Genomic DNA, 15,157 nt, shown 5'->3' on the forward strand with positions numbered 1-15,157 from the left:
ACCGACCCCGAGTACTCCACGACCGCGTTCCTGAAGGGTCTCAAGCAGGTCGACGGCTGGCGCGACATGCCGCTGACCAAGGCCGCCCAGACCGTCCAGGTGTCGGCCTACCCCGACCACTACGCCCAGTGGGAGCAGCAGGCCGCCGACCTCGTCGCCGAGCACTGGAACAAGTAAGACGAACAAACAGCGAAAGGCCGGCACCCCGAAACGAGGGGTGCCGGCCTTCACGCGTCCGCGACCAGCTCGACCTCGTACCCCTGCCCGTCGGCCAGATAGGCGGCGTAGCTGTCCGGGCCGCCCGCGTACGGGTGCCGGTCCGGGAACAGCAGCGTCCAGCCGTACTCGGAGGCGGCGGTGACCAGGCGCTCGACGGCGGCCGGCGGGCCGGCGTGGAAGGCCAGGTGGTTCAGGCCGGGCGCGCGCCTGTCGTGGGCGCGGCCGGTGAGCGCGGGTGACTCCTCCAGCACGATGTACGTCGCGCCGAGCCGCCAGGAGCGGCCGGCGGGCCAGTCCTGGTACGGCGTCCAGCCCAGCTCGCCGAGAAGCCAGCCCCAGGAACGACTGGCCGCCGCCAGGTCGGGTATCCACACCTCCACGTGATGGAGGCCGCCGATGGTCAGCGCTTCCCGCCCGGCACCCATAGCACGTCGCCGTCCGGATTCGCCGTTCTTGACAGGATAAAGAGCAAATCGGAGAGCCGGTTGAGATACTTTGCCGGGAGAGGGCTGGTCCGGTCGGGGTCCTGTGCGACCAGCGCCCATGCCGCACGCTCGGCGCGCCGGGCGGTCGTCCGTGCCACGTGCAGCAGTGCCGCGCCAGCGGTGCCGCCGGGGAGGATGAAGGAGTCGAGCTTGCTCAGGCGCGCGTTGTACTCGTCGCACCAGCCCTCAAGGCGCTCGACGTACTCCTCGGTCACCCGCAGCGGCGGGTACTTCGGGTCCGGCTCCACCGGCGTCGCCAGGTCGGCGCCGACGTCGAACATGTCGTTCTGCACGGATTCCAGCACGGCCCGCAGCTCGTCCGAGAGCTGCCCCAGGGCGAGCGCGACGCCGATCGAGGCGTTGCACTCGTCCACGTCCGCGTACGCGGCGATGCGCGGATCGGTCTTCGGCACCTGCTCGTTGTTGCTCAGCCTGGTCATGCCGGCGTCGCCGGCCTTGGTGTAGATGCGCGTGAGGTGGACGGCCATGACGCACAGCCTACGGATACCGGACCTGACGATCCCGGCCCGCCCGAGCCCGAGCCCGGTGGGGCCGGGGGACGCGGGAGATCCGGCGCTCAACGACGTCGACGTCATCCGGGTACGCGGTGACGCCCGGCTCGCCGGCACCGTGCACGTGGTGGGTGCGAAGAACTCCGCGTTGAAGCTGATGGCCGCCGCGCTGCTCGCACCCGGCCGCAGCGTGATCACCAACGTGCCCCGGATCACCGACATCGCGATCATGGGCGAGGTGCTGCGGCGGCTCGGCTGCGGCGTACGCTTCGGCCCGGACGACCCGGTCGACCCGATGGTGGCCCGCGGCGGTGTGGCGCGGTCCCGCTCGGTGATCATCGACGTGCCGGAGCGGCCGGGCACGGAGGCCGACTACGACCTGGTGCGGCGGCTGCGCGCGTCGATCTGCGTACTCGGCCCGCTGCTGGCCCGCCGGGGGTACGTCCGGGTGGCCCACCCCGGCGGCGACGCCATCGGCTCGCGTGGCCTGGACATGCACATCGCCGGGCTGGCCCGGATGGGCGCGGAGATCTCCGGTGAGCACGGCTTCGTCATCGCCGAGGCGCCGGACGGGCTGCACGGCGCCGACATCGTGCTGGACTTCCCGAGCGTGGGCGCGACCGAGAACCTGGTCATGGCGGCGGTGCTGGCCCGGGGCGCAACGACGATCGACAACGCGGCCCGGGAGCCGGAGATCGTCGACATCTGCACGATGCTGACCACCATGGGCGCCCGGATCGAAGGGGCCGGCACGTCCACGCTGCACATCGTCGGCGTACCCGAGCTACGCCCGGTCCGGCACGCCACGGTGGGGGACCGGATCGTGGCCGGGACCTGGGCGTTCGCCGCCGCGATGACCCGCGGCGACGTGACGGTGACCGGGCTGGACCCGGCGTACCTGGAGGTCGCGCTGGACAAGCTGGTCGCGGCCGGCGGCCTGGTCGAGACGCGGGGCGACGCCTTCCGGGTACGAATGGACGACCGCCCTCGGGCGGTCGACGTGGTCACGCTGCCCTACCCGGGCTTTGCCACCGATCTGCTGCCGATGGCGATCGGGCTGGCGGCGGTCAGCGACGGCGGCTCGCTCATCACCGAGAACATCTTCGACGGCCGGTTCATGTTCGCCAACGAGATGATGCGGCTGGGCGCGGAGATCCGTACCGACGGTCACCACGCCCTGGTGTGCGGCCGGGAACGGCTGTCCGGCGCTCCGGTACGCGCGACAGACATCCGGGCCGGCGCCGGCCTGATCATCGCCGGGCTCTGCGCCGACGGCCTCACCGAGGTCTCGCACGTGCACCACGTCGACCGGGGCTACCCGGACTTCGTGGCGGACCTGCGGGCGCTCGGCGTGGAGGTGGAACGCGGCACCGCGCCGGAGGAGCCGGACCTGGCCATCTGACGGCCGGGGCTTATCCCTCGTTAAGTAGGGTTCTGGCAGACGTTGCAGAACACGGCGAGGGAGAAGCAGATGGCGGGTCGACTCGCGGTCGTCGGTGCCGGGCTGATGGGCTCGGGCATCGCGCAGGTGGCGGCGCAGGCGGGCTGGCAGGTGACGCTGCGCGACATCGACGACGCGGCCACGAAGCGCGGCGTGGACGGTATCCGGAAGTCGCTGACGAAGTTCGCCGAGAAGGGCAAGATCGAGGCGTCCGACGTCGAGGCGACGCTGGGCCGGATCACGCCGACCACCGATCTGGAGGCCGCCGCCGACGCGGACATCGTGGTCGAGGCGGTCTTCGAGAAGATCGAGATCAAGCACGAGGTGTTCCGCGCGCTGGACAAGATCTGCAAGGCGGACGCGGTGCTCGCCACGAACACCTCCGCCATCCCGGTGACCCAGATCGCCACCGCTACCGAGCGCCCGGAGTCGGTCGTCGGCACGCACTTCTTCTCGCCGGTGCCGATGATGAAGCTCTGCGAGCTGGTACGCGGCTACAAGACCAGCGACGCGACGATGGACACGGTGAAGTCGTTCGCCGAGGGGATCGGCAAGACCGTGGTGGTGGTCAACCGGGACATCGCCGGTTTCGTCACCACCCGGCTGATCTGCGCGCTGGCGATGGAGGCGGTCAAGCTCGTCGAGTCCGGCGTGATCTCCGCCGAGGACCTGGACACCGCCTGCAAGCTGGGCTTCGGCCACGCCATGGGCCCGCTCGCCACTGTCGACCTGACCGGCGTGGACGTGCTGCTCAACGCCACCCGCAACATCTACACCGACACCGCAGACGAGAAGTTCTTCCCGCCGGAGCTGCTGCAGCGCATGGCCACCGCCGGCGACCTGGGCCGCAAGACCGGCCAGGGCTTCTACTCGTACTGACCGGCAGGTCCCGCCCCCGGCCCGCGCGGCCGGGGGCGGTTCACGTCCGGGGCCGGTTCACGGCCGGGGCGGGCTGAGCGCGGCGCCGATCAGCGCGAACGCGTCCGGGATGACCGTGCCCCAGTAGCCGAAGTTGTGCCGCCCGTCGGCCCAGGCGGCGCGGACCGGCTCCTCGGGCAGCACCCCGGCCAGCGCGCGTACGTCCTTGAGGAAGTTGTCCTGCCGCCCGCACCAGAGCCCGACGGGGGTGCCGCGCAGCTTTTCCGCTCCGGTGAAGACCGCGTCGCCGGGGCTCACCGCGGGGGAGAAGGCCGCCGCCATCCGCAGCCACTCCGGGTACGTCTCGGCCAGCAGCAGCGCGCCGAAGCCCCCCATCGACCAGCCCCACACGGCCAGCCGGCTGCTGTCGAACCCGCGCCGGGCGCACCAGGTGGGCACCTCCTCGCGCACCATCCGCTGCGGGTCGTCGTCGCCCGAGGCGCGCCAGGACAGCCGCCCTCCGGCGGCGCCCGCGAGCGCGAACGGCGGGGCGCCCCGGCGTACCGCGTCGGTGAGGAAGCGGGCCAGCCCGAACCGGCCGTAGTCGCGCGGGGTGGCCGACGCGCCGTGCAGCACCAGGCAGACGGGCAGGCCGCGGCCGTCGCCGTACCCGTCCGGCACGGCCGTCCAGAAGTCCACCTCGCGGCCGCGTGCGCCGGACGCGATGCGGATCAGCCGTTCGTCGCCGGCCGGGGCGTCCGGCAGAGCCGGTGCCGGTCCCGGGCGGGGGCCGGAGAGTTGCCGGGCGGCCAGGCCGCCGACCACCGCGGCGCCGGCCACGCCGGCGGCGGTGCCGAGCAGGGTACGCCGGGACAGCGTGGGTGCCATGCCGGCGAGTGTGCCACCGCCAGGCGTGCGTTAAGAAGGGGCCCTTTCTCTACCGGAGGCGTTAAGAGGGGGCCCTTCCTTACACCTCAGCCGTCGCGCTTGGTGGTCCAGCGGAACGTGGTCAGGCAGAGCACCAGGCCGATGACGCACCACGCACCGAGGACCAGCGCGACGGTGCCCAGCTCGAACGACCCGCCCGGCTCCCGGGCGCCGAAGCTGTCCGGCAGGAAGACCGAGCGCAGCCCCTGGCACATCCACTTGAGCGGGAAGATCGCCGCCACCTGCTGCATCCAGGTGGGCAGGCTGGTGAAGACGAAGAACACGCCGGAGATGAACTGGAGGACCAGCGCGACCGGGGTGACCACCGCCGAGCCGCTGCGGGCGGTGCGGGCCAGCGACGAGATGGCGATGCCGCAGAGCGTGCAGGCGGTGATGCCGAGGACGGAGACCCAGGCGAACGTCAGCCACTTGGTGGTGGTCTGCGGCAGGTCCAGGTCGAACATCGCCACCGAGACGGCGAGCAGCAGCACGGTCTCGGCGATGCCGATGACCACCACCATGATCACCTTGCCGGCGAACCAGACCCACTTCGGCATCGGCGTGCCCCGGTAGCGCTTGAGCACGCCCCGGTCCCGCTCGATCGGGATCCAGATGCCGAGGTTCTGGAAGCTCACCGTCATCAGGCCGGTCGCGATCATGCCGGTGATGAAGTACTGCGTGTAGCTGACCCCCGGCGCGATCTCGTCACTGAAGATCGCCGCGAAGATCAGGATCATGATGATCGGGAAGCCCATCGTGAACACGACGGACTCCCGGCTGCGCAGGAACTGGGTGATCTCCAGCCGCCCCTGACGCAGCGCCAGCGCGCCCGCCCCGGACCGCCGGGCGGAGGGGGCGGCGACCGGGGCCGCCTGCTTCGTCGTGGTGCTCATGAGTGTCCGATCATCCGCAGGTAGACGTCTTCCAGGGTCGGCCGGGTCACGGTGAGGCCGGGTACCTCGCCGCCGAAGCGCGCGGCCAGGTCGGCCACCAGCGCCGTCGGCGTCGCGGTCTCCGCCGAGGCCGACGTCCCGTCGGGGGTACGCCAGGAGACGGTCGCCAGTGACTCCTGCCGGTTGCCCAGCGCGTTCGGCGGCGCGACCTCGATCACCCGCCCGGCGGCGATGACGCCGACGCGGTCGGCGAGCGCCTCGGCCTCGTCCAGGTAGTGGGTGGTGAGCACGATCGTGGTGCCGGCGGCGGACAGGTCGCGGATCAGGTCCCAGAACTCGCGCCGGGCCTCCGGGTCGAAGCCGGTGGTCGGCTCGTCGAGGAAGAGCAGCTCGGGGCGGCCGATGATGCCCAGCGCGACGTCGAGGCGGCGCTTCTGCCCGCCGGAGAGGGTGTGCGTACGCGCCTTGGCCTTGGCGCCCAGCCCGACCCGCTCGACCACCTTGTCCGGGTCGTCGGCGCTCGCGTAGAAGCCGGAGAAGTGCCGGACCACCTCGATGACGCTGAGCTCGTCGAACTCGCCGGTGCCCTGGAGCACGATGCCGACCCGGGAGCGCCACCCGGCGTCGGGGTGGGCGGGGTCGGCGCCGAGCACGCGTACCTCGCCGGCGTCGCGCTGCCGGTAGCCCTCAAGGATCTCGACGGTTGTGGTCTTGCCGGCGCCGTTCGGGCCGAGCAGGGCGAACACCTCGCCCCGGTGGACGTCCAGGTCCACCCCGGCCACGGCGACGTTGTCGCCGTACGCCTTGCGCAGCCCTCGCACGGAAATCGCGAGCTCGTTCTCCATGCCGTCAAGTGTGCGTCGTGCGGTCGCCCGTTCGACTCCCGGGTCAGCTATATACGCGAGGTATACACTCGGTGTAGTCTCAGGTCATGACGGTTCCCCTGACCCTGCTCGGGCTGCTCGAACGCGAGCCGAGCCACGGCTACGACCTCAAGCGCGACTACGACGCCTTCTTCGGGCGCGGCAAGCCGCTGCCGTACGGGCAGGTCTACTCGACGCTGAGCCGGCTGGCCCGCGACGGCAAGGTGGTGGTCGGCGACGTCGCACCCGGCGCGGGGCCGGACCGCAAGCGCTACGTCATCACCGACCTGGGCGTCACCGAGGTGGAGCACTGGCTGACCGAGCCGGTCGAACCGGAACCGCACCTGCAGACCCTGCTGTTCACCAAGGTCGTGCTCGCGCTGATGCTCGACCGCCCGGCCGAGGAGTACCTGGACACCCAGCGCGCCGCCCACCTGCGCCGGATGCGCGAACTCACCGAGATCAAACGCAACGGCGAACTCGTCGACGTGATGCTCGCCGACCACGGCCTCTACCACCTGGAGGCGGACCTGCGGTGGATCGAGACGACAGGCGCCCGACTGGACGCCCTGAGAAAGAAGGTCCGACGATGAGCCCGATGATCGAGGCGCGGGACGTCACGTACGCGTTCGGCGAGACACCCGCCCTGCGCGGCGCGAGCCTCGCCGTGGCGGCCGGTGAGGTCGTCGCCGTGATGGGACCGAGCGGCTCCGGCAAGTCGACGTTGCTGCACTGCCTGGCCGGCATCCTGCGCCCCGACTCCGGCGAGGTCCGGTTCGACGGCGCCCGGATCGACACGCTCGGCGAGACCGACCGGAGCACGCTGCGCCGCGACAGCTTCGGCTTCGTCTTCCAGTTCGGCCAGCTCGTGCCGGAACTCACCGCGGCCGAGAACGTGGCGTTGCCGCTGCTGCTGCGCGGCGTCCGCCGCACCCCGGCGCTGCGCGCCGCGCGGGGCTGGTTCGAGCGGCTCGGCCTGGCCGGCCTGGAGCACCGCCGCTCGGGCGAGCTGTCCGGCGGGCAGGCCCAGCGGGTCGCGCTGGCTCGCGGCCTGGTCGCCGAGCCGCGTGTGCTGTTCGCCGACGAGCCCACCGGCGCGCTCGACTCGCTCACCGGCGAGGAGGTGATGACGCTGCTGATCGACGCCGCCCGCGAGCGCGGCACCACAGTCGTCCTGGTCACGCACGAGGCGCGCATCGCCGCGTACGCCGACCGGGAGGTCATGGTCCGCGACGGCCGGGTCAACGCGCCCGCCGGGGTCGTCTCGTGATCGGGCTGGCGCTCCGGCTCGCCGTCGCCGGTGGCCGGGAGGCGCTGCTCCGGCTGGTCGCCATCGCCGCCGCCGTCGCTGTCGGCTCCGGGCTGCTGCTCACCACGCTCGCCGGTGTGCACGCCGCCGACGCCCAGCTCACCCGGTACGCGTCGATGTACCCGCAGGAGACGGCCGACTCCTCCGCCGACCCGCTGCTGTGGTCCACCCGGACCGACTACTTCCGGGGCGATCAGATCATCCGCGTCGACGTCGCCGCGACCGGCCCCGACGCGCCGACGCCGGTCGGCGTTCCCCGCGTACCGGGGCCGGGGGAGTTCTACGCCTCCCCGGCGCTGCGGAAGCTGCTGGCGACCGCCCCCGCCGACCAGCTCGCCGACCGCTACCCGGGCCGCGACCTCGGCGAGGTCGGGCCGGCGGCGCTCACCTCGCCGGACACGCTGCTCGTCCTGGTCGGCGGCACCCCGGAGCAGGTGGGGAAGCTGGACCAGGTCCGGAAGGTCACCCGGCTCGACGGCAACAGCGCTCCGCTGCCGGGGGCGGCGGTCGACCTCATCCTCGGCGTGGTCGCGGGCGGCCTGCTGTTCCCCGTCCTCGTCTTCATCGGTACGGCGACGCGGCTCGGCGCGGCTCGCCGGGAGCAACGGTTCGCGGCCATGCGGCTGGTCGGGGCCACGCCCCGGCAGATCTCGGCGGTCGCGGCAGTCGAGGCCGCGCTCGCGGCGGCGGCCGGCGCGGCGGTGGGTTTCGCGTTGTTCTTCGCGTTCCGTGGGCAGCTCGCCGGCATCCCGTTCACCGGCATGCCGTTCTTCCCGGACGACATGGTCCTCGGCGCGCCGGAGGCCCTGGTGGTGGCCCTCGGCGTGCCGGCAGGCGCGGCGGCTGCGGCCTGGCTCGCGCTGCGCCGGGTCCGGATCTCCCCGCTCGGCGTCACCCGCCGGGTCACGCCCCGGCCGCCCCGGGCGTACCGGCTGATCCCGCTCGCGCTCGGCCTGGCCGGGCTCGGCTTCGCCCTGGTGTACCGGCCCCCCACCTCGGACGGTCAGACCGCGCTGTTCCTGCCCGCGCTGCTGCTGATCATGGTCGGCCTGGTCGCGGGCGGCCCGTGGCTGACCATGGTCGGCGCCCGGGCGATGGCCGCTCGCGCCAGCCGGCCCGCCGCGCTCATCGCCGCGCGCCGGCTCGCCGACAACCCGGCCGCCGGGTTCCGCGCGGTGGGCGGGGTGATGCTCGCGCTGTTCGTCACGACGGTGGCGGTCGGCGTGATGGGGACGATCACGTACGAGCGCGGTCCCGCGCCCCGGGGTTCCCTGGAGGCCGGCCGGCTGTCGATGGTGCTGACGGACGACGCCCCGGCGCCCGGCACGTTGCTGGCCGACCTCGCGGCGATCCCCGGGGTCCGCAATCCGGTGCTCGTCCGGGAGAACCCGGTCCGGGAGAACGGCCGCGACCCCGGCGTGATCGCCTGTGCGGACATCCCGCCCGCGTACGGGCGGTGCGCCGCCGGGGCGAGCGTCGCCGAGGTGCCGCCGGACCTGATCCCCTGGCGGGAGTCCGCCTCGGCCGACCGGATCTGGCCGGCGTCCCCGGTGGACCCGGTCGCGCTGCCCGGGCTGCCCGCCGCTTCGGTGGCGGTCGAGGCGGGGGACCCGGCCGCTGTCGAGCGGGCCCGGACGGTCCTCGAAGCCACCTTCCCCGCCTTCTTCGTGGCGCCGAACGTGCCCGGCGACTTCGAGGCCGACTTCGCCGACACGATGCGGGGCTGGCAGCGGCTGGCCGACATCGTCGTGGTGGCCGGTCTCGTGCTCGCCGGGTGCAGCCTGACCGTGGCCGTGGCGGCCGGCCTCAACGAACGGAAACGGCCGTTCAGTTTGCTCCGGCTCAGCGGCGCACCGGTACGGCTGCTGCGCCGGGTGGTGGCCCTGGAGAGCATGGTGCCGCTGCTGACAGTCGCCGTGGTGGCGGTCGGGATGGGGCTGGTCGCCGCGCACCTCTTCCTGCGCGCGCAGATGGACTACGACCTGCGCGTGCCGGGAGCCGGGTTCGCGGCGGTGGTGGCTCTCGGCGTACTGGGCTGCCTCGCGGTCGTCGCCGCCACCCTGCCGCTGCTGGAGCGGATCACCGGCCCGGAGACCGCCCGCAGCGAATGAGCCGCACGGTGGGCCGGTCGCACACCGGCCCACCGGCACGGGCGTCGGGTTGTGTGGTTTTCCACACTCTCTTTTACTGAACGGTAACTTAAACTCCGGCCATGGACGACGCGATGCCGGGACGGCTGCCCGAGCGGGACCGCCCGTGGGTGATGCGCACGTACGCCGGGCACTCCTCCGCCGCGGCCACCAACGCGCTCTTCCGCCGCAACCTGGCGAAGGGGCAGACCGGCCTGTCGGTCGCCTTCGACCTGCCCACCCAGACCGGGTACGACCCGGACCACGAGCTGGCCTCCGGTGAGGTGGGCCGGGTCGGCGTGCCGGTGGCGCACCTGGGCGACATGCGGGCCCTGTTCGAGGGCATCCCGCTCGCCGAGATGAACACCTCGATGACCATCAACGCCCCGGCGATGTGGCTGCTCGGCCTCTACGGCACCGTCGCCGCCGAGCAGGGCGCGGAGCTGAGCCGCTGCGCCGGCACCACGCAGAACGACATCATCAAGGAGTACCTGTCCCGGGGGACGTACATCTTCCCGCCGGCCGCCTCGCTGCGGCTGACCGCCGACGTGATCGCGTACACGCTGCGCGAGATGCCCCGGTGGAACCCGGTGAACATCTGCTCGTACCACCTCCAGGAGGCCGGCGCCACGCCGGTGCAGGAGGTCGGCTTCGCGCTGGCCACCGCCGTCGCCGTGCTGGACACCGTGCGCGACTCCGGCCAGGTGCCGCCCGAGCGGATGGGCGACGTGGTCCAGCGGATCTCGTTCTTCGTCAACGCCGGGGTGCGCTTCGTCGAGGAGATCGCCAAGATGCGCGCGTTCGGCGCGCTCTGGGACGAGATCACCCGCGACCGGTACGGCGTGGAGAACCCGAAGCAGCGCCGGTTCCGCTACGGCGTCCAGGTCAACTCGCTGGGCCTGACCGAGGCGCAGCCGGAGAACAACATCCAGCGCATCGTGCTGGAGATGCTCGGCGTCACGCTCTCCCGCGACGCCCGCGCCCGGGCCGTGCAGCTGCCCGCCTGGAACGAGGCGCTGGGCCTGCCCCGCCCATGGGACCAGCAGTGGTCGCTGCGCATGCAGCAGGTGCTGGCGTACGAGTCGGACCTGCTGGAGTACCCGGACCTGTTCGCCGGCTCGCACGTGATGACCGCGCTGGTCGACGACATCGTCTCCGGCGCCCGGGTCGAGCTGGAGAAGGTGCTGGAGATGGGCGGCGTGGTCACCGCCGTCGAGACCGGCTACCTCAAGAGCGCGCTGGTGGCCTCGCTCGCCGACCGGCGGCGGCGGATGGAGTCCGGCTCGGACGTGGTGGTCGGCGTCAACCGGTTCACCGAGACCGAGCCGTCCCCGCTCACCGCTGCGGGGGCCGAGGCGATCGAGCAGGTGGACCCGGCCGTCGAGGAGGCGGCCACCGCGGGCGTACGCGAATGGCGGGCCGGCCGGGACGCGGCGGCGGTGGAGGAGGCGCTGGCGAAGCTGCGCGCGGACGCCGCCACCACGGCGAACCTGATGCCGGCGACGCTCGACTGCGTGCGGGCCGGCGTCACCACCGGCGAGTGGGCGGGCGCGCTGCGCCAGGTGTACGGCGAGTACCGCGCGCCGACCGGGCTGGCCGGGGCGGTCGGCACGGCCGGTGACGCGACCCTCGCCGGGGTGCGGGAGCGGGTCGCCGCTACCGCCCGGGAACTGGGCAGCGTCCGGCTGCGGCTGCTCGTCGGCAAGCCGGGGCTGGACGGGCACTCCAACGGCGCGGAGCAGATCGCGGTACGCGCCCGCGACGCCGGCTTCGAGGTGGTCTACCAGGGCATCCGGCTGACCGCCGGGCAGATCGTGGCGGCCGCCGTGGAGGAGGACGTCGACCTGGTCGGCCTCTCCGTGCTCTCCGGCTCGCACCTGGCCGCCGTGCCGGCGGTGCTGGACGGGCTGCGTGCGGCCGGGCGGGGCGACCTGCCGGTGGTGGTGGGCGGGATCATCCCGGCCGCCGACGCCGAGACGCTGCGGTCCGCCGGGGTGGCCCGGGTGTTCACGCCGAAGGACTTCGCGCTCACCGGCATCATCGACGAGCTGGTGACAGTGATCCGCGAGGCCAACGCACTGGGGTGAAAGGAAGGGCCCCTTGTTAACGCCTCCGGTAGAGAAGGGGCCCCTTCTTGACACCCCCGCTGACGCGGCGCCCGCGTGCGGGCGCCGCGTCAGCGGGGGTGGGTCAGCGGCTCTCGTAGGTCATGCAGTCGGCCATGTCCATGTCGGGGCCGACCGTGATGGCCGGGGCGTGACACTCCAGGTCGGCGTTGTGCCGGCAGTCGTCGCGTGAGCACGCGCCGACCTGGGCGACCAACTGGTCGATGCCGCCGCGCACCGGCATCTCCACGAACGTGTGGCAGTGGGCGTGGTCGCTGCTGCCGATCGTGATGGCGAACGCGTGGCAGTCGTTCGTGTGGTTGTAGGCGCAGGACCGGACGGCGCACTCCTGGACCCGGGGCATCTCCAATGACGCGGTCATCTTCCCGTACCTCCTTGGGTGTCTTGCCCCGATTTTAGAGGTTTCGGGAGTCGTTACGGCTCAGACGCGGAAGCCGGCCGCGCGGGCCGCGGCGCGTTCCCGGCGCCGCTCCCGGCGACGGCGGAACAGCCAGGGTACGAAGATCACCAGAGCGACCAGGAACACCAGCACAAGCACCGGCAGCAGCAGCGCCACCACCGACATGATCACGCTCGTCGCGTCCTCGGCGGTGCTGGCCACCGGCGCGCCCACGCCGGCGGTGGTCGCGTTGATGACCGGCCGGGCGGCGGCCTTGAGCAGGTGCACGCCGAGCGCGATGGCCACGCCGACCACCACCGGCACCCACTGGTGGGTGGAGAAGAACGTGTCCGGGTCGCTCACGGTGACCGTCTCCGAGCCGGCGCCCGCGCCGAACGCCAGGCCACCGGCGGTCGGCCGGACCACCGTCTGCACCACGTCGTTGACGTGGTCGACCACTGGCACCTTGTCGGCCACCACCTCGACCGCGAGCAGGACGGCGAGGATCAGCACCACCCAGCCGTTGCCGAGCCACTGCCAGCCGCTCGGCAGCTCGACCAGGTCGGTGTAGCGGGACAGTAGCCCCATCAGCAACAGCGGAATGTATGCGTTCAGACCCGCCGAGGCGGCCAGGCCGGAACCGGTGAGGACTTCGAGCACGATCTCAATATGGCACCGCCGTGCCAGTGGCGCTCGTCGGCGTCCACCGGGGCCTCCGCTACCCTCGGCGGGTGCGGTTGGTCATTGCGAAGTGCTCGGTGGACTACGTCGGACGGCTCTCGGCCCACCTCCCCCCGGCGACCCGGTTGCTCATGGTGAAGGCGGACGGGTCGGTGTCGATCCACGCCGACGACCGGGCCTACAAGCCGTTGAACTGGATGAGCCCGCCGTGCCGGCTGGAGGAGGCGCCGGGCGTCTGGCGGGTGGTGAACAAGGCCGGCGAGGAACTGCGCATCACCCTGGAGGAGATCTTCCAGGACACCTCGTACGAGCTGGGCGTGGACCCGGGCCTGCGCAAGGACGGCGTCGAGGCGCACCTGCAGGAGCTGCTCGCCGCGAACCCGGAGACGCTGGGGGAGGGCTTCACGCTGGTCCGGCGCGAGTACATGACCGCGATCGGGCCGGTCGACCTGCTCTGCCGGGACGCGGTCGGCGGTGCGGTGGCGGTCGAGGTGAAGCGGCGCGGCGAGATCGACGGCGTGGAGCAGCTCACCCGCTACCTGGAGCTGATGAACCGCGATCCGCTGCTCGCGCCGGTGGCCGGCGTGTTCGCCGCGCAGGAGATCAAGCCGCAGGCGCGGGTGCTCGCCACGGATCGCGGCATCCGCTGCGTGGTGGTCGACTACGACAAGCTGCGCGGCATCGAGCGCGACGAGCTGACGCTGTTCTGAGGCGCAGCCTCAGCGGCCCCGGCCGTACATCAGCTTGGCGATCTTGACGATGCGGGCGATGTCGGCCGGGGTGCGCTCGAACGTCATCGCCGGCAGCAGCGACCGGGCCCGGCGGCGGGTGACCGACTTGGGCCGGCCGAACTCGCGCAGCCCCTCCTCGCCGTGGATGCGGCCGATGCCGGACTCGCCGATGCCGCCGAACGGCAGCGTCGACATGCCGGCGAAGGTCAGCGCCGAGTTGACCGAGGCCATCCCGGAGCGCAGGCGCCGCGCCACCGCCACCGCCCGCGCCCGGCCGAAGACCGAACCCCCGAGCCCGTACGGCAGCGCGTTGGCCCGCTCGACCGCCTCGTCCACGTCCCGGACGCGGTTGACCACCAGCGTCGGGCCGAACGTCTCCTCGCGTACGGCGGCCGAGTCCTCCGGCACGTCGACGAGCACCGTCGGGTGTACGTACGGCGGCTGGACCGCCTCCGGGCCGCCGAGCACCGCTCGGCCGCCCCGGCTGAGCGCGTCGTCGATGTGGCGGCGGATGATGTCGATCTGCGACGGCATGGTGATCGGGCCGAGGTCGGTCCCGTCGGCGCCCACCGTGAGCCGCCCGGCCTTGGCCACTACCTTCTCCACGAAGGTGTCGAAGACCTGGTCGACCGCGTAGACCCGCTCGATGCCGATGCACGTCTGGCCGGCGTTCGTCATCCCGCCCCACACGCAGGCGTCGGCGGCGGCGTCCAGGTCGGCGTCGCTGTCCACGATCATCGCGTCCTTGCCGCCGGCCTCCAGCAGCACCGGCGTGAGCGTCTCCGCGCAGGCGGCCATCACCCGCTTCGCGGTGGCGGTCGAGCCGGTGAAGGCGACCTTGCCGACCCCGGAGCGGCACAGCGCCGCGCCGACCGCGCCGAAGCCGTGCACCACCTGGAACACCGGCTGCTCCGGCACCACCTCGGCGAACCTGTCGACCAGCCACTGGCCGACCGCCGGCGTGTACTCGCTCGGCTTGAACACCACGGCGTTGCCGGCCGCGAGCGCGTACGCGGCGGAGCCGATCGGGGTGAAGACCGGGTAGTTCCACGGGCCGATGACACCGATCACGCCGAACGGCTGGTATTCCAGGTGACCGCTGAACTCGGCGAGGACCAGGCGGGAGCGGACGCGGCGCGGACCGAGCACCCGCTGGGCGTTGCGGGCCGCCCAGTCGATGTGCTCCAGCGCGGTGAGGATCTCCACCACGGCGTCACCGACCGGCTTGCCACCCTCGGTGTGCATCAGGTCGGCCAGTTCCTCGATCCGCCGGGCGAGCACGCCGCGCCAGCGCTGGAGGCGGTCCCGCCGGCCGGCGAAGCCGAGCCCGGCCCACCAGTCGCCGGCCGCCCGGGCGCGCTCGACGGCGGCGCGCACGTCCGCCTCGGTGGCCAGCGGGAAACTGCCTGCCTCGGCGCCAGTGGCCGGGCTGGTCGACACCAGCCGACCGTCGGAGATGAGCGGGGCGCCCGGCACATGCACAGCGGTCATGGCCGAAGTCTAGACCCGAGGATTACTCGCCGGTAGGTGTCGAACCGGCCGTACGCTGCGCCGATGATCAGCCCGTCGTATCGACGGAAGTGCCGTCCGAAACGGCGAACGGG

15 protein-coding genes are annotated in these 15,157 nt (G+C 72.6%); 7 read left to right on the forward strand and 8 right to left on the reverse strand.

Features of this window, described 5'->3' with window-relative positions:
- Window positions 1-227 precede the first annotated feature (227 nt).
- Window positions 228-644, reverse strand: a complete 417-nt coding sequence (locus AB0D28_RS24375) for a VOC family protein (RefSeq protein ID WP_357389282.1) — start codon at window positions 642-644, stop codon at window positions 228-230.
- Window positions 620-1,192: a cob(I)yrinic acid a,c-diamide adenosyltransferase gene (locus tag AB0D28_RS24380; RefSeq protein ID WP_357389284.1), complete on the reverse strand. Its 573-nt coding sequence runs from the start codon at window positions 1,190-1,192 to the stop codon at window positions 620-622. Before AB0D28_RS24380 ends, AB0D28_RS24375 begins: the two co-directional genes overlap by 25 nt.
- Here AB0D28_RS24380 and murA point away from each other — a divergent pair.
- Window positions 1,191-2,618: a UDP-N-acetylglucosamine 1-carboxyvinyltransferase gene (gene murA / locus AB0D28_RS24385; RefSeq protein ID WP_357389286.1), complete on the forward strand. Its 1,428-nt coding sequence runs from the start codon at window positions 1,191-1,193 to the stop codon at window positions 2,616-2,618. The two genes, AB0D28_RS24380 and murA, sit on opposite strands and share 2 nt — an antisense overlap.
- A gap of 69 nt (window positions 2,619-2,687) precedes the next feature.
- Entirely contained in the window at window positions 2,688-3,536 is an 849-nt protein-coding gene (locus AB0D28_RS24390) for a 3-hydroxyacyl-CoA dehydrogenase family protein (RefSeq protein ID WP_135241796.1), read from the forward strand.
- Window positions 3,537-3,593: 57 nt separating this feature from the next.
- On the opposite strand, the gene AB0D28_RS24395 is transcribed toward AB0D28_RS24390, so the two are convergent.
- The 3 genes from AB0D28_RS24395 to AB0D28_RS24405 form a co-directional block, all read right to left on the reverse strand.
- The gene (locus tag AB0D28_RS24395) at window positions 3,594-4,403 is read right to left on the reverse strand and encodes an alpha/beta hydrolase-fold protein (RefSeq protein WP_357389288.1); all 810 of its coding nucleotides are present in this window, start codon (window positions 4,401-4,403) and stop codon (window positions 3,594-3,596) included.
- Window positions 4,404-4,489: 86 nt separating this feature from the next.
- Window positions 4,490-5,335, reverse strand: a complete 846-nt coding sequence (locus AB0D28_RS24400) for an ABC transporter permease (RefSeq protein WP_357389290.1) — start codon at window positions 5,333-5,335, stop codon at window positions 4,490-4,492.
- Entirely contained in the window at window positions 5,332-6,180 is an 849-nt protein-coding gene (locus AB0D28_RS24405) for an ABC transporter ATP-binding protein (RefSeq protein WP_357389292.1), read from the reverse strand. Before AB0D28_RS24405 ends, AB0D28_RS24400 begins: the two co-directional genes overlap by 4 nt.
- 86 nt (window positions 6,181-6,266) lie before the next feature.
- Between AB0D28_RS24405 and AB0D28_RS24410 the strand changes: the two genes are divergently transcribed.
- The 4 genes from AB0D28_RS24410 to AB0D28_RS24425 all read left to right on the forward strand — a co-directional run bounded on the left by AB0D28_RS24410 (window position 6,267) and on the right by AB0D28_RS24425 (window position 11,723).
- Entirely contained in the window at window positions 6,267-6,791 is a 525-nt protein-coding gene (locus tag AB0D28_RS24410; RefSeq protein ID WP_357389294.1) for a PadR family transcriptional regulator, read from the forward strand.
- Window positions 6,788-7,468 carry an ABC transporter ATP-binding protein gene (locus tag AB0D28_RS24415; RefSeq protein ID WP_357389296.1) on the forward strand — a complete coding sequence of 227 codons (681 nt, stop codon included), beginning with the start codon at window positions 6,788-6,790 and terminating at the stop codon, window positions 7,466-7,468. Before AB0D28_RS24410 ends, AB0D28_RS24415 begins: the two co-directional genes overlap by 4 nt.
- The gene (locus AB0D28_RS24420) at window positions 7,465-9,618 is read left to right on the forward strand and encodes an FtsX-like permease family protein (RefSeq protein ID WP_357389297.1); all 2,154 of its coding nucleotides are present in this window, start codon (window positions 7,465-7,467) and stop codon (window positions 9,616-9,618) included. The genes AB0D28_RS24415 and AB0D28_RS24420 overlap by 4 nt, the downstream gene beginning before the upstream one ends.
- 101 nt (window positions 9,619-9,719) lie before the next feature.
- The gene (locus tag AB0D28_RS24425) at window positions 9,720-11,723 is read left to right on the forward strand and encodes a protein meaA (RefSeq protein WP_357389299.1); all 2,004 of its coding nucleotides are present in this window, start codon (window positions 9,720-9,722) and stop codon (window positions 11,721-11,723) included.
- Between the two features lie 103 nt (window positions 11,724-11,826).
- Here the strand turns inward: AB0D28_RS24425 and AB0D28_RS24430 are convergent, their stop codons facing one another.
- Complete coding sequence (locus AB0D28_RS24430; protein WP_357389301.1) at window positions 11,827-12,123, reverse strand: DUF1540 domain-containing protein; 297 nt, start codon at window positions 12,121-12,123, stop codon at window positions 11,827-11,829.
- Between the two features lie 60 nt (window positions 12,124-12,183).
- Window positions 12,184-12,801 (reverse strand): DUF4126 domain-containing protein, encoded by a 618-nt coding sequence (locus AB0D28_RS24435; RefSeq protein WP_357389303.1) that lies wholly within the window; start codon window positions 12,799-12,801, stop codon window positions 12,184-12,186.
- A 71-nt stretch (window positions 12,802-12,872) separates the two neighbouring features.
- On the opposite strand from AB0D28_RS24435, the gene nucS reads away from it, so the two are divergent.
- Window positions 12,873-13,532, forward strand: coding sequence for an endonuclease NucS (gene nucS, locus AB0D28_RS24440; protein WP_030503891.1), 660 nt, complete (start codon window positions 12,873-12,875; stop codon window positions 13,530-13,532).
- A gap of 9 nt (window positions 13,533-13,541) precedes the next feature.
- Here the strand turns inward: nucS and AB0D28_RS24445 are convergent, their stop codons facing one another.
- Complete coding sequence (locus tag AB0D28_RS24445) at window positions 13,542-15,044, reverse strand: aldehyde dehydrogenase family protein (RefSeq protein WP_357389305.1); 1,503 nt, start codon at window positions 15,042-15,044, stop codon at window positions 13,542-13,544.
- Window positions 15,045-15,157 lie beyond the last annotated feature (113 nt).

Source organism: Micromonospora sp. NPDC048169, assembly GCF_040652815.1.
Taxonomy (GTDB): Bacteria; Actinomycetota; Actinomycetes; order Mycobacteriales; family Micromonosporaceae; genus Micromonospora.

Bases quoted from the DNA above. Each gene is read 5' to 3' on its own strand.
- AB0D28_RS24380 (WP_357389284.1), bottom strand. From the start codon at position 1,192: ATGGCCGTCCACCTCACGCGCATCTACACCAAGGCCGGCGACGCCGGC.
- AB0D28_RS24395 (WP_357389288.1), bottom strand. From the start codon at position 4,403: ATGGCACCCACGCTGTCCCGGCGTACCCTGCTCGGCACCGCCGCCGGC.
- AB0D28_RS24445 (WP_357389305.1), bottom strand. From the start codon at position 15,044: ATGACCGCTGTGCATGTGCCGGGCGCCCCGCTCATCTCCGACGGTCGG.
- AB0D28_RS24405 (WP_357389292.1), bottom strand. From the start codon at position 6,180: ATGGAGAACGAGCTCGCGATTTCCGTGCGAGGGCTGCGCAAGGCGTAC.
- AB0D28_RS24415 (WP_357389296.1), top strand. From the start codon at position 6,788: ATGAGCCCGATGATCGAGGCGCGGGACGTCACGTACGCGTTCGGCGAG.
- AB0D28_RS24400 (WP_357389290.1), bottom strand. From the start codon at position 5,335: ATGAGCACCACGACGAAGCAGGCGGCCCCGGTCGCCGCCCCCTCCGCC.
- AB0D28_RS24375 (WP_357389282.1), bottom strand. From the start codon at position 644: ATGGGTGCCGGGCGGGAAGCGCTGACCATCGGCGGCCTCCATCACGTG.
- AB0D28_RS24410 (WP_357389294.1), top strand. From the start codon at position 6,267: ATGACGGTTCCCCTGACCCTGCTCGGGCTGCTCGAACGCGAGCCGAGC.
- murA (WP_357389286.1), top strand. From the start codon at position 1,191: ATGACGCACAGCCTACGGATACCGGACCTGACGATCCCGGCCCGCCCG.
- AB0D28_RS24390 (WP_135241796.1), top strand. From the start codon at position 2,688: ATGGCGGGTCGACTCGCGGTCGTCGGTGCCGGGCTGATGGGCTCGGGC.
- AB0D28_RS24430 (WP_357389301.1), bottom strand. From the start codon at position 12,123: ATGACCGCGTCATTGGAGATGCCCCGGGTCCAGGAGTGCGCCGTCCGG.
- AB0D28_RS24425 (WP_357389299.1), top strand. From the start codon at position 9,720: ATGGACGACGCGATGCCGGGACGGCTGCCCGAGCGGGACCGCCCGTGG.